Genomic DNA, 13,022 nt, shown 5'->3' on the forward strand with positions numbered 1-13,022 from the left:
TAGTAAAATCAATAAATTTAAGTGAGCAAAGACTATAAAATTTTAAGAGCTAAAACTCATTTGTATAAATTTTAGGCTTAATTTTTTAATTAAAATAAGCCTAAAAATTTTGCTTCATTTTTTATATTATTTAGCTTTTTAACGGCCTCGTCAAAGTTATCAGAATTTATAAAAACATTAATATTTTCATTTTTCTTATAGACTTTATCGTAGTATTTTGTGAGTAAAATTTCAGCTACTTTAGCAATGTCATTTTCATTAAATTTAGCCACAGCTTCATCTCTAGCTTTTTTATCGATAAATGGCGAAATTTTCTTCATACACTCGTCAAAAAAAGCTTTATCCACACTTTTATAGTCATCTACTATACAAGAAATTCTTTTTTCTAAACTTGCACTTACTTCGACATTTATGCCACTACGCATCGCCTCATAAAGACTTTTTGGCAAGCTTAATGAGCCTATCCTTCTGCTCTCACCCTCAATAAAGCAAATTTTATCTTCTAGCGTGATGAGCTTTTCAAACAACGCATCTTCAAAGCTTTTTTGGCTTGGCTGCGCGCCATTTATCGCTCCAAAGACAGAGCCTAGGTGATTTGCCATAGCTTCAAGGTCTATTGATGGGCTTAAAGCCCTTATGAGCTTACTTTTGTAGCAGCCAGTATTCCCAAAAAGAGTGATAAATTTCGTGCTCAAAGGTCGATTTAGAAATTCTAAAACGTGATTTCTATAAGCTTTATAGCCACCACTAAGTCTAAAAACTCTATATCCTATCATGCTTAGCACATGGCCAACAGAATTTGATCTAAGCCCACCTTTAGCGCAGTAGATGCCAATAGCTGAACCAACCTTGGTTCTTTTATAAACCTCATCAATGATATTTTGTAAATTTTTACAAATGTATTTTGCTCCAAGGCTTTTTGCTAGGGATCTATCGCTTTTATAGAGCGTGCCTACCTCTTTATGTTCCGCGTCATTTAAAGCGTATAAATTTATGGCATCTTTTATGTGTGAATATAAAAATTCATGTGGCGATCTTGCGTCTATTAAAATTTCAAAAGAGCTTCTTTTCTCTAGCCACTGCTCTGCATCAAGCTCAAATAACGGCACTAAATGCCTTTTTTAGTTTCTCAAAAAGTGGATGAAATGGCGTGCCATTTACTCTCACATCAGAGATGGTGGTTATAAAATTTGTATCCCCGCTCCACCTTGGCACAAGGTGATAATGCACATGCTCAGCTATGCCAGCCCCCGCTGCCTTGCCTAAATTCATACCTATATTTACACCATTAGCATAAAGCTCTTTTTTTAAAATTTCAACTCCAAGCCTTACAAATTTACTCATCTCAAACCAAGTCTGCTCATCAAGCTCTTCGATCTTGTCGGTATGCTGATTTGGTATTATCATAAAATGACCTGGAGAATACGGATATAAATTCATAATCCCAAAACAATGTTTGGCTCGAAAAAGTACGCCATTTTTATCATCATCATCTGAGTTTATAACGTCACAAAAAACACAACTATCTTTTTTAGCGCTAAAGTATTCGCTTCTCCAAGGGGCACAAAGGTGCTGCATTACTCACCCTCCTTTATCTTTTTGACGGCATTTTTTATATCATCTTGTCTCATAAAATGCTCTCCTATCAAGAAAGCATCTACGCCTATTTTACTTAGCTCTCTAAGCTGTTCATGCTCGTAAAGCCCGCTTTCAGCGACTATTATCTTGCCATTTGGCAAAAGTGGTATAAGCTTCTCGCAAAGACTCATATCCATCGTAAAATCATCTAAATTTCTATGATTTATGCCTATTATATTCGCTCCTGCAAAGATAGCCTTTTTCACATCGCTTGCGTCGTGAGTTTCAACCAAAACTTCAAGCCCTAAATGATGAGCGTAGTCTAAAAGCTCTTTTAGCTCGTTTTGAGTTAATGCTTTTGCGATAAGCAAGATAAAGTCTGCCCCATAAACAAGAGCTTCAAGAATTTGATACTTATCAACGATAAAATCTTTTCTAAGGATCGGCCTTGATGCGTAGCGACGAACCTGCGTGATGTACTCGATGTTGCCTTTAAACCAATGTGGCTCAGTCAAGATACTAAAAGCATTTGCGTATGGCTCGTATTCCTGAGCGATTTTTATAGGCTCAAAATCTTCTCTTATCACACCCTTACTTGGGCTTGCTTTTTTGATCTCAGCTATGATTTTTATCGGCTCATTTTGACTTGCTCTAAGTGCATTTAAAACATCTCTTGGTACGTATGGATTGTACGCTAGAGAGCGACCAAGCCACTCCTCAGGGAAGTCTGCTTTTCTTTTTTCAAGATCATCTTTAGTTTTTTTTATTATCTCATCAAGTATCATTTTTTAAGCCTTTTATTTAGATTTATTATACAGCGCTCTATTAGGTGCAAATGCTCTTTTGCTTCTTTTGAAGCTCTAAAATCAACATCTTTCATCGCGTGCTGCATAATGCTTTTTGCCTTTTTGCACTCACCAAGCTTAAAATATCCCCACGCTAGTGAATCCTCATAATAAGGCGACTCAGGCGAGATAGCAAGCGCCTTTTGCACAAGCTCTATACCCTTTCTAGGGTCAATATCATGATCTATCAGCAAGTAGCCATAATAGTTAAAAAACATATCATTTTCTAGCTTTGGCACGCTAGCTTCAAATTTATCTAAAATTTCAGCCATTTTTTGTTCGTTCAAGTTGTCTTTATTCATCTCGTATTCGTAAATCGCGGCTTTTGCTAAAAAATTTAAATCCCTGCTATCGTTATAAATTTTAACAGCAAGTATATATGCGTCACCAAAATTACTAGTCGCCGCATAAAGATCCATAAGAGCTATATCGTTGTAGCTATATTTTTTTAAAATTTCAATTGCTGCTTTGTAATTTTTATCATAGATAAAAAACTGCACGATCTTATCAATATACGAAGTATCGTGATTTAGCTCATAAAGCTCTTCAAAGAGTTCGATCACTTTTGGGAAATTTCTTTGCTGGGAGTAAATTTCAGCCAAAAGCTCGCAAGTCTTTAGCGTGCAGCCTTGTTCATCTCTAAATTTTTCAAGATATTTTGTAGCGTCTTTTATCTTATCCATACGATTTATCAAAATATCAACGATACGGAGCAAGTTTTCTTCTTCTTGCTTTAGTGAGTATGCCTCTTCAAAGTATTTTAGTGCAGTCGTTGTTTCATTTTGCATCATACAAATTGTGCCAAGCATGAGTAAATTTTGGGCATTTGGCTCTTTTGTAGCAAGCTCTTGCATTAAACTTTTAGCCTCATTTAGCTTTGAAAGATTTACTAAATTTGCCACCTTTATACGGATAAAATCGCTATCGTCTTTTAAGCTTTTTTCGCCTTCACTTATCAAAGCGTCTAAATTTTCATTTTTTGTAGCAAAGGCGAGTTTGATCGCCTCTTTTAAATAAGCTTTTTGATTTGTATCTTTAAAAATGTTTGAGTAAGCTTGAATGCTAGCATTCACATCTCCACTATCTTGAAACAATAAAGCCTGCATTAGACGTAAATTTATACTTTTATTATCGTCAGCCAAAAGTAGCTGCGAGTTAAAAAATACGCTCATAAAAAATACTAAAATTTTACGCCAATACATTCTGCTTTTAGCTCCTTTAAATTTTTTTTAAAATAATTCCAAAACGGAAAAGTCCTACACTGCTGTGGCCTTAGCTCATAGACTGAGCAGTTTTTATTTTTTTCATCAAAAAATATACAAGCAAAGCCATCTTCATAAGGCTTCTCTTTTATGCTACACCTTAGCCCAACTCTTATTAAAAACTGCTTTTCAAACTCATCTTTACTCATATGAAATGCAGTACAAAATTTTGAAATTTCTTCTTCATTTATCCAGATATATCCGCTCTCTCCCGCGCAACACTTACCGCCACAGCTCTCGCAAAAGCTGGCATCAAACTCATAGTTAAAGCCTTGCACCCTCACGTTAGCTCCTGATAATCAACGCTCTTTGTATCAGCTTTTTTAAAAATTTCAATCGCCTCTTTTGTATGCGAGCCATTTTCGCTCATTACCAAAGGTGGCAAAATTTTTAGCTTTGAGTTTGAATTATTTCTCACCTCAAATAAGGCTAAATTTGCTGGCTTATCAGCTTTTGTATGAATAAATTTTAGGCTTACTAAATTTAGCTTAAACTCTTTTAGACACATTGCGATCTGGCTAATATCATCAGGTGCATAGCAAAAAAATGCCCTTTTGTGAGGCTTTAAATTTACGCTTATACCTTTTATAAAGTCTTTTAGACCCAAAGAGCTTGTGTATCTACTAGCTTTTATATGCTCATCTTCGCTCTGTTTCGTACCATCGTGATAAAATGGCGGATTTGATACGATGAGGTCAAATTTCTCGCTATCTTTAAAATCTGCAAAATTAGCATTTATAATTTCTGCCTCCAAGCCATTCTTACTGGCATTAAATTTAGAAATTTCACCATTTATCTGCAAGATATCAAGTAAGCTTAGGCTGGAATTTTTAAAGTCGCGTTTAAGTAAAAGCCCAAGTATCCCACATCCTGCGCCAACGTCTAAAATCCTGCCTGAAAAATTTTTCAAACTTGAGCTTATAAAATCATAAAGTACCAGCGTATCGCTGTTGTAGCGATAGCCACTTTTTAGCTGAGCCAAGATCATCTATAAACCTTGATGATAAAGCCACGCGTGACATCTTTTACGATCACTTCAGAGCTAAAGCTGATCCTTGCAAAATCGCCAAATTCTTCTTTTATAAGCTCGGCTGCTGCCTTTGCGCGCTCTTTACCAACGCCATAATTTACATAGTTATTTAGCCTGCCAAGATCATCTTTTTTGATGCTTTGCGCCACATTTGATGGGATGACAAAATTTTTCTTATCTACGATCGGAATTATCTCATAAAGGTAGTTTGAGTTAAATCTTTGTAAAAATTCGCTCACTCTATTCTTACACATCACGCTAATCTTATCTTTTGCGTCCATGTCATCACACTCAAGGCTAGAGATCAAAACTAGCTTTGTTGGCGTCTCTGGCTTAGTTGTCGCTTGCAAGATATTTTTTAAATTTACATTTTCGTTTTCAAGCTCATCTTGCCTATTTAAATTTTGCTCGATATCTTTTTGAAGTTCGATGATTTTGGCATTTACTGGACTTCCTTTTACGCTAGATGAACTAAGTTCATTTATTTTAGAATTTAACCTCTCAATCGTCTTATTACTCTCGTTTAACTTATGTTTTGCGCTTTCAAGCTCATTTTGTAAGCTTAGTAAATTTTTACCGCCACTTTTATTGCTATCAGCAAAAAGAGCCGACGTATCAGCTATCTTTTTTTGCAAAATATTTATTTGCTGACGCAAAATCTCATAGTTTTGCATATCAATCTTTAGCGTTCTTTTTTGAGCTTCTAGCTCACTTTGCTTTGCTGCTAGCATTTGACTTGTTTGCGTGAGATTATTTTCTAGCTCTTTTATCTTTTCATCTTTTAAGTTTATCTTTGCACTTAAATTTTTCAACTCACTGTCATTTAAACCAAGCTTTTGGGTCTGCAAAGAGATAGTTTGATTTTGCTCAAACAAAGTTTTTAAAAATTTATTTGTCTTTGTATCAAGCGTCTTTAGCTCATCTCGTGCATTTTTAAGACTCTCTTCGCTTAAATTTAGTTTTTTATTTAGCTCACTTAAACTTGTATTTGCATCTAAATTTTGCTTCTCTAGCTTTTTATTTATCAAATTTACTCGCTCAAGCTCTTTTTTAATTGAATTTATATTTTCATTTGCGAGTTTATTTTCCTGCTCGCTTTTAAGATTTTTTTCTTTTAGATCATTAAAACTTTTATGAAGTGCCGCAAGAGAGGCATTTAGCTCTAAATTTTTACCATTGTAGTTTTCAACTGCCAAATCTTTTGAGTTTAAATTTTTCTTTATCTCATCAAGCTCATAAATTCTATCTTTTAAGGCAGTCTTGCTTGACTCAAGAGCCTCCTCAAGATCAATTATCTTATTTGCCTTTTTTGAAAGCTCATCCTCCATAACACTCTTTTGCGTTTCAAAGCCATCAGTTAGTGCATTTATCTCTTTTTCGTAGCTAAATTTTTGTGTATTAGCGTCATTTTTTGCTCGCTCGATCTCCTCTTTTAAAAGCAAAATTTCTTTTTTTTCGTTTTTATCTTTTTCATTTTGAGTATTTTCATACTCTTTTATTAGTGCGTCTTTTTGAGTCAGTGTCGTATTTAGCTCTATATTTTGCTCTTTTAAAGCCGTATAATTTGCCTCAGCCATCTCTTTAAATTTAGCAAAATTTGCTTCGATATCTTTTACCTTACTTTCATCGCCATTTTTTGCCTCATTTATCGCATTTTCAAGGTCTATTATCTTTTTTTCATAGGCTTTTGAGCTCTCTATCATATCAGTTTGAGCTTCATTTAGTCGTTTTGTGAGAGTTTGTATATTTTCAAAGTGTTGCGCTTCAAGCTCGCCTAGCGTCTTTTGATTTTTCTCAACTATCTCATTTTTTTCATTTTCGATATTTTTTTTCATCTCTGAAATTTTGCTTATAAAGTCTAAATTTTTCTCGCTGATATCGACATTATCAGTAGCTAAAATTTTATTTTTTTTACTTAGCTCACGAACTTGTTCTTGAAGTTCATTTACATCATTTGATAAATTTTGATCGTTCGTTTCGGTAAAATTTTGGATATAGCTTTTTGGAGTTATATATCCGCCATATTCGTAAAGATCGTCTTTACTGATGTATTTTTGTTTCTCTTCTTCTGGCAAATTGTCAAAATTTATAGAATAAATCGTTTGATTAGTATCTTTTGGTGTCTCATCTTCTTTTGGAGATTTAAAAAACGATAGGCAAAAGCCAACTATCAAACAAAAAATAGCTAGTAAAATTTTATTTATCAAGCTTATGCCTTGCCCTTTAAAATGTCTTTTATGACGTGATGAGCGTGATTTAGAGCAACGACTATTGAGCCGCCATTTTTTAGCACGATGTCACCACCCACATAAAGTCCTGGTACGCTACTTTGGTAGTTACTATCAACTATTGGAGTGCCTTTTTCATCAATTTTTATCTGACATTTTTGTAAAAAATCAACCGGACTTGAGCCACCTATTGCATAGACAACTCTGTCATAAACGCGGATCTTGCCATTTTCGTAATGCACTCTAACCTTGCCTGATTCGTTATCTATCTCTTTTATGTCGTGATTTAGCCTAACTTTTATCTTGCCGTGCTTTTCTAGCTCCCAAAGTGCGCTTAAATTTGTCTCATTTACGCGGCTAAAATTATCTTTTCTATAAGCGATTGTGGTTTTATTGTATTGGCAAAGCTCGATCGCATACTCAACTGCTGAGTTTCCGCCACCTACGACAAGCACCTTTTCGCCGTTCGTACAGCTATCAAGGTTAAAATTTACAACCGCGTTTAGTGAAGGCGGAATTTTATAATCAGGCTTATTTGGTCGTCCCATTTTGCCAATTGATATCATCACATTTTTAGCTTCATAGATGGCTTTTGAGGTAGTTACTTTAAAAATTTCTCCATCTTTTTTCACACTCTCTACTTCAGAGTTAAAAAAAGCTTCAATCTTTTCAGTATCAAGCAGCTTGTCAAAATAATCAAGCGTGCTCTCTTTCGTGCCATCCTCAAATGAAACTACGCCATGTATCGTACTATCTTGCCCTTTATACTCTTTATCTACGCGTTTATTATCTTTATAAAATTTTCTTATCGTTTGGCTGTGATTATCGCCTTTTTCAAGAAGCAAAACATTATTTAAGCCATTTCTTTTTGCCTCAACTACGCTAGCAATTCCACAGGGTCCGCCACCAACAACGATTAAGTCATAAACATTTACCATCTTTTTCTCCAAATTTTATAATTTTAAGCTTTTTTAACCAGATCAGCCATCAAAAACGCAAGCTCAAGTGCCTGATCAGCATTTAGCCTTGGATCACATTGTGTTTCATACCTTTGCTCAAGCGAGCTTTCAGTGATATTTAATGCCCCACCCGTGCACTCAGTCACGTCTTGTCCTGTCATCTCAAGATGTACGCCGCCAGCCCTTGTGCCCTCAGCTTTGTGAATTTCAAAAAAGCTTCTAACTTCGCTTATTATCTTGTCAAATTCTCTGGTTTTGTAGTTATTTGAGGTCTTGACTGTGTTGCCGTGCATTGGATCGATGCTATAAACGATATTTAACCCTTCTCGCTTTAGCTCTCTTAAAATTTTTGGTAAATTTTCGCCTATCTTATCAGCGCCCATTCTGATTATCACATTTAGTCTGCCAGCTTCATTTTCTGGATTTAGTTTATTTGCAAGCGCGATGACATCCTCAGCCTTTGCACTTGGTCCGATCTTAACGCCGATAGGATTTTTTACACCGCTTAAAAAATGTACATGAGCGTCGTTTATACCACGTGTTCTCTCGCCTATCCAAAGCATATGAGCCGAGCAGTCGTACCACTCACCGCTAAGACTATCAACCCTAGTTAAAGCCTCCTCATAAGGTAGCAAAAGTGCCTCGTGAGATGTATAAACCGCGGTTTGATTTATGGCTGGTGTATTTGCTGAAGTGATGCCACAAGCTGCCATAAATGAAAGTGTCTTTGTTAGTTCATCAGCTAGTTTCGCGTATTTCTCGCCAATCTCTGGCTTTTTGACAAAGCCTAAATTCCACTTATGGACTTGATGAAGGTCGGCCAAACCACCTCTTGAAAAAGCCCTTAAAAGGTTCATCGTAGATGCGCTTTGATAGTAAGCATCTATCATACGTTTTGGATCAGGCACTCTTGCCTCTTCGTCAAATTCAAAGCCATTTATGATGTCACCTCTATAGCTTGGAAGCTTAACGCCATTTACCTCTTCAAAATCGCTACTTCTAGGCTTTGCAAACTGCCCTGCTACGCGGCCCACTTTGACCACTGGATAGCCACCAGCAAAGGTTAAGACTATCGCCATTTGAAGTAAAACCTTAAACATATCTCTGATGTTGTTTGCATTAAAATTTGTAAAGCTCTCAGCGCAGTCGCCACCTTGAAGCAAAAATGCCTCGCCATTACAAACTTTTGCAAGTTCTTCTTTTAAACTTCTAGCCTCGCCAGCAAAGACCAAAGGAGGAAGCGATTTTAATTTTTCTTCGACCTCTTTAAGCTCTTTTAAATCTGGGTAATTTGGTTGTTGCAAGATATTAAATTCTCTCCAGCTATCGCGGTTCCAAGTCATTTATTTTCCTATCTTTTTTGCCTTAAATTAGACGCTGATTATATCACGGCAAACTTAAAAAATAAAAGCCATTAATGGGCTATTAAAGATATTTTGCCTACAATCGCTACTTTAAATTTACCCAAAAAGGAGCAGAATTTTTTCATGATAAAAGGCATATTTTATTCGCTTTTGGCATCTGTTTTGTTTAACTGCATCTACTACATGTCGGTGCTCATGAACCCCATCAGCACGCAAGCTCTTGTTGGATACCGCATGATCTTTGCCATGCCTTTTGTCATCGCAGCCATTTTTTTGTTAAAACAGCAGCGAAATTTCAAATTTTTACTTCTAAAAATAAAGCTAAAACCTAAAATTTTACTAGTTTTACTAGCTACCTCGCTCATTGTCTCATTTCAGATGTGGCTCTATCTCTGGGCTCCAAGCAACGGATCAGCGCTAAAAGTCTCTATCGGCTACCTCATCATGCCAATAGTCATGGTCCTTTTTGGACGGATATTTTTTAAAGAGCACCTCTCTAAAACAAAGCTAGCCTCGATATTTTTTGCAGCCCTTGGCGTCTTTAGCACAGCTATACTAAGCGGCGGCATCTCGTGGGAGAGCGCTGTAGTTTTTTGCCTTTATCCAGTCTATTTTGCCATTAGAAAGTACTACAACCTTGCAAATTTCTCAAGCTTTGTTATAGAGATAATTTTTATGTTTTTATTCTCATTTTATTTTGCGCTCACAGCCGATATGAACTACGTGATGAGCCAAAATCCAAACATCTACTATCTGCTCATCTTGCTTGGTGCTATCAGCGGCATAGCCCTCATCGCCCAGATCCTCTCAAGCACGCTCGTGCCGATAAATGTACTAGGTTTGCTTACATATTTTGAGCCTATAATGATGCTTTTTGTCTCATTTGCTATCGGAGAGAGACTGGAGAAAAGCTCATACTTTTTAATGATCTGCCTAGCCATCTCGGTCACACTTTTGATGATAGATAGTATAAATTCTATAAAAGGCGACAAAAATACCAAGACTAAATGAGAGCCAAAAAGGCGTTATTCTCGCGCTTAGCGCCTTTTTTATGTGGGGGTTTTTGGCGATTTATTTCAACCTCTTTAGCAAAGATGTCGATGCTTATGAAATTTTAGCTCACAGAGTCATTTGGTCATTTTTCTTAATGGCTGGAGTGCTTTATTTTAGTGGCAAAATGGGCGAAATTTTTACTTTACTTAAAGATATTCGTTCGCTAAAAATCCTATTTTTGAGTGGCATATTTATTACCACAAACTGGGGCGTTTATGTCTATGCGGTTAGCAATGGAAAAATTTTAGACACAAGTTTGGGCTATTTTATAAATCCCTTAATAAGCATGCTCCTTGGTGTTATCATCTTTAAAGAAAGGCTAAATAAAAGCGGAATTTTAGCCATTTGTATAGTCATTTTAGCTATTAGCGTACAAATTTATGCCCAAGGTGGATTGCCATTAGTTTCCATCATCTTGCCGCTTTCATTTGGATTTTACGCAGCAGTTAGAAAGATGGCAAAGATTAGCGCATTTAACGGGCTTTTTATAGAGACATTTTTTATGTTCCCATTTGCACTTGCTTACGTCCTTTATATAGCATTTTTAGGCAAAAGCCACTTTGGACTAAACGAAGACTCACTTTTAATGATCGCCTCAAGTATCGTAACCATCGTGCCGCTTGTCGCTTTTAACGCAGCGGCAACAAGGATAAATTTAACAACGATCGGCTACTTGCAATACATCTCACCAACCATCGCGATCCTTTGTGCGGTCTTCATTTACGGCGAAAATTTAGACGGCTACAAGGTCATCTCATTTTGTATGATCTGGCTGGCACTTGCGATAATTAGCATAGATAAATTTAGAAAAAGGAGTAAAAATGAATAATGTGACGATTTATCTGCTGCTTGCGTTCTTTGCGGCGTTTATTTTATATTTTCAGATACAAAAACTAACCAAAAAGCTAGACGATGAAGGGGCGGTGCCAGCTTATCAAAAGGCTACGCAAGAGGTTTTAGAAAATTTAAGCAATGCTGAGAAATATCCAAAATTTTGCAATGTAATATTTAAAAAGATAAACGCCTTAAGGCAAGATATTTTATTTGAAGATACGCTAAATAGTGAGTCTGAGAAGGATAAAACATTAGATGCCTTAGAGCAAATAAGAGAAAAATTAGAAACTTTATCAAAGCAAGAGAATTTAAGCTGGGAGAGCGAACTCTTTACGATCTTGGACGAACTTGATGGCTTTGTAAGGGCAAATTTCAAAGACGGCGAAGATAGAGCTGAAGAGCTAAGAGAGGAGCTAAAGAGAGAATTTGATGGGTTGTGAGAGTGGCTCTAAACATTTTATAAAATTTTAAATTTAAAGGAATAAATATGAATGAATATATAGATTATGAAAATTTCAAGGCTTACTGCGAAAAAGAAATAGGCAAAAACTCCGCTCAATCCTATCAATCTTTTTTAAAAAGCTTTATTAGATTTTTAGAAGAAAATAAAGTTTACTCTATTTTTGATTATTACAACTCAAAAAGTAAAAACCCAAAATATTTAGAAGAAGAGTTTTTAAAATCTGGAAAAACTAAAAAACGTTTTACCGATTATAACTCTGCAGTAAACAAATACATAGAATTTAAAAATGGCAAAGGATATACAATGCCAATAGAAAACAATGGACAACAAAAAGCTAAGGTAAATTTTCCACTAAATCAAATTTTATATGGCCCTCCAGGAACTGGAAAGACATACAGTACAGTGACAAAAGCTATCGAGATAATAGAAGAAAGAAAAGTTGATATAAGCGAAAACAGAAATGATCTAAAAAATAAATTTGATGAATATATACGAAGTAGACAAATAAAATTTATAACATTTCACCAAAGCTATGGATATGAGGAATTTGTTGAGGGCATAAAGCCTGTATTTGATAGCGAAAACGAAGATGGCGATATAACTTATGAGATATCAAAAGGAATTTTTTATCAGTGTTGCGAAAATGCTTTGCTTCTTAGTGGATACAAAGGTAAACTTAGGGATTTTTGCGATCTACCAAAAGATGAACGGCAAAAGTTTTTTAATGACGATACACCAAAATATGCCATCTTTATCGACGAGATCAACCGCGGAAATATATCTAAAATTTTTGGTGAGCTCATAACTCTTATAGAGCCATCAAAAAGACTCGGAGCAGATGACGAAATAATGGTGAAGCTGCCATATTCAAAAGAGAAATTTGGAGTGCCGTCAAATTTATACATAATAGGCACGATGAATACAGCAGATCGCAGCATAGCCCTTATGGATACGGCCCTTAGGAGAAGGTTTGAATTTGTGGAGATGATGCCACAACCGGAACCTCTAAAAGATATTAAGATAATTAAAAACGGAGATGACACCGACATAAAGCTCAATGAAATGCTAAAAACGATAAACGATCGTATAGAATATCTTTACGACAGAGACCACACGATAGGTCATGCCTATTTTATGTCACTAAAAGATGGCGCTGATATAGAAGAGCTAGCCTCGATCTTTAAAAACAAAATTTTACCGCTACTGCAAGAGTATTTTTACGACGATTGGGAAAAGATAAGGCTGGTACTAGGAGATAATGGGTTTATAAAAGAAAAAGAGAAAGATAGAAAATTGCTTGTGTTGGATGGCAAAGAATACGAAACTGATAAAATTTTATATGAGATAAAATTTGAAGCCTTTAAAGAACCAGAAAACTATATAAAAATTTACGAATGAAACAAAAC

Annotated in this window: 13 protein-coding genes; 4 read left to right on the forward strand and 9 right to left on the reverse strand. The window is 35.7% G+C overall.

The features are described 5' to 3' along the window. Nucleotides 1-89 precede the first annotated feature (89 nt). From mnmH to B9N62_RS04445, 9 genes are read right to left on the reverse strand one after another with little or no spacing between them, the layout of a single operon-like run. Nucleotides 90-1,109, reverse strand: coding sequence for a tRNA 2-selenouridine(34) synthase MnmH (gene mnmH / locus B9N62_RS04405; RefSeq protein WP_087584550.1), 1,020 nt, complete (start codon nucleotides 1,107-1,109; stop codon nucleotides 90-92). Beyond that, a complete protein-coding gene (locus B9N62_RS04410; RefSeq protein ID WP_021091390.1) occupies nucleotides 1,096-1,578 on the reverse strand; it encodes an HIT family protein in 483 nt (160 codons plus the stop codon). Before B9N62_RS04410 ends, mnmH begins: the two co-directional genes overlap by 14 nt. Next, the gene (gene trpC / locus B9N62_RS04415) at nucleotides 1,578-2,363 is read right to left on the reverse strand and encodes an indole-3-glycerol phosphate synthase TrpC (RefSeq protein ID WP_087584551.1); all 786 of its coding nucleotides are present in this window, start codon (nucleotides 2,361-2,363) and stop codon (nucleotides 1,578-1,580) included. The genes B9N62_RS04410 and trpC overlap by 1 nt, the downstream gene beginning before the upstream one ends. Continuing rightward, nucleotides 2,360-3,625 carry a tetratricopeptide repeat protein gene (locus tag B9N62_RS04420; RefSeq protein WP_087584552.1) on the reverse strand — a complete coding sequence of 422 codons (1,266 nt, stop codon included), beginning with the start codon at nucleotides 3,623-3,625 and terminating at the stop codon, nucleotides 2,360-2,362. The genes trpC and B9N62_RS04420 overlap by 4 nt, the downstream gene beginning before the upstream one ends. Next, complete coding sequence (locus B9N62_RS04425) at nucleotides 3,604-3,969, reverse strand: YkgJ family cysteine cluster protein (RefSeq protein ID WP_087584553.1); 366 nt, start codon at nucleotides 3,967-3,969, stop codon at nucleotides 3,604-3,606. Before B9N62_RS04425 ends, B9N62_RS04420 begins: the two co-directional genes overlap by 22 nt. Then, nucleotides 3,966-4,673: a tRNA1(Val) (adenine(37)-N6)-methyltransferase gene (locus B9N62_RS04430; RefSeq protein ID WP_087584554.1), complete on the reverse strand. Its 708-nt coding sequence runs from the start codon at nucleotides 4,671-4,673 to the stop codon at nucleotides 3,966-3,968. The genes B9N62_RS04425 and B9N62_RS04430 overlap by 4 nt, the downstream gene beginning before the upstream one ends. Beyond that, the gene (locus B9N62_RS04435; RefSeq protein ID WP_087584555.1) at nucleotides 4,670-6,922 is read right to left on the reverse strand and encodes a vesicular transport factor Uso1p; all 2,253 of its coding nucleotides are present in this window, start codon (nucleotides 6,920-6,922) and stop codon (nucleotides 4,670-4,672) included. The genes B9N62_RS04430 and B9N62_RS04435 overlap by 4 nt, the downstream gene beginning before the upstream one ends. Before the next feature lie 2 nt (nucleotides 6,923-6,924). Then, on the reverse strand, nucleotides 6,925-7,881 hold the full coding sequence (locus B9N62_RS04440; RefSeq protein ID WP_087584556.1) for an NAD(P)/FAD-dependent oxidoreductase: 957 nt from the start codon (nucleotides 7,879-7,881) through the stop codon (nucleotides 6,925-6,927). 23 nt (nucleotides 7,882-7,904) lie between these two features. Beyond that, a complete protein-coding gene (locus tag B9N62_RS04445) occupies nucleotides 7,905-9,245 on the reverse strand; it encodes a class II 3-deoxy-7-phosphoheptulonate synthase (RefSeq protein ID WP_087584557.1) in 1,341 nt (446 codons plus the stop codon). 144 nt (nucleotides 9,246-9,389) lie between these two features. Here B9N62_RS04445 and rarD (B9N62_RS04450) point away from each other — a divergent pair, with 144 nt between their 5' ends. The 4 genes from rarD (B9N62_RS04450) to B9N62_RS04465 are packed head-to-tail and all read left to right on the forward strand — an operon-like array spanning nucleotide 9,390 to nucleotide 13,014. Continuing rightward, nucleotides 9,390-10,277 (forward strand): EamA family transporter RarD, encoded by an 888-nt coding sequence (rarD, locus tag B9N62_RS04450; RefSeq protein ID WP_021091407.1) that lies wholly within the window; start codon nucleotides 9,390-9,392, stop codon nucleotides 10,275-10,277. Nucleotides 10,278-10,293: 16 nt separating this feature from the next. Next, nucleotides 10,294-11,148 carry an EamA family transporter RarD gene (rarD, locus tag B9N62_RS04455; RefSeq protein ID WP_257640181.1) on the forward strand — a complete coding sequence of 285 codons (855 nt, stop codon included), beginning with the start codon at nucleotides 10,294-10,296 and terminating at the stop codon, nucleotides 11,146-11,148. Then, on the forward strand, nucleotides 11,141-11,593 hold the full coding sequence (locus B9N62_RS04460; protein ID WP_087584559.1) for an aryl-sulfate sulfotransferase: 453 nt from the start codon (nucleotides 11,141-11,143) through the stop codon (nucleotides 11,591-11,593). Before rarD (B9N62_RS04455) ends, B9N62_RS04460 begins: the two co-directional genes overlap by 8 nt. A gap of 47 nt (nucleotides 11,594-11,640) precedes the next feature. After that, complete coding sequence (locus tag B9N62_RS04465; protein WP_087584560.1) at nucleotides 11,641-13,014, forward strand: McrB family protein; 1,374 nt, start codon at nucleotides 11,641-11,643, stop codon at nucleotides 13,012-13,014. Nucleotides 13,015-13,022 lie beyond the last annotated feature (8 nt).

The organism is Campylobacter concisus (assembly GCF_002165785.1).
GTDB classification, from domain to species: Bacteria; Campylobacterota; Campylobacteria; order Campylobacterales; family Campylobacteraceae; genus Campylobacter_A; species Campylobacter_A concisus_W.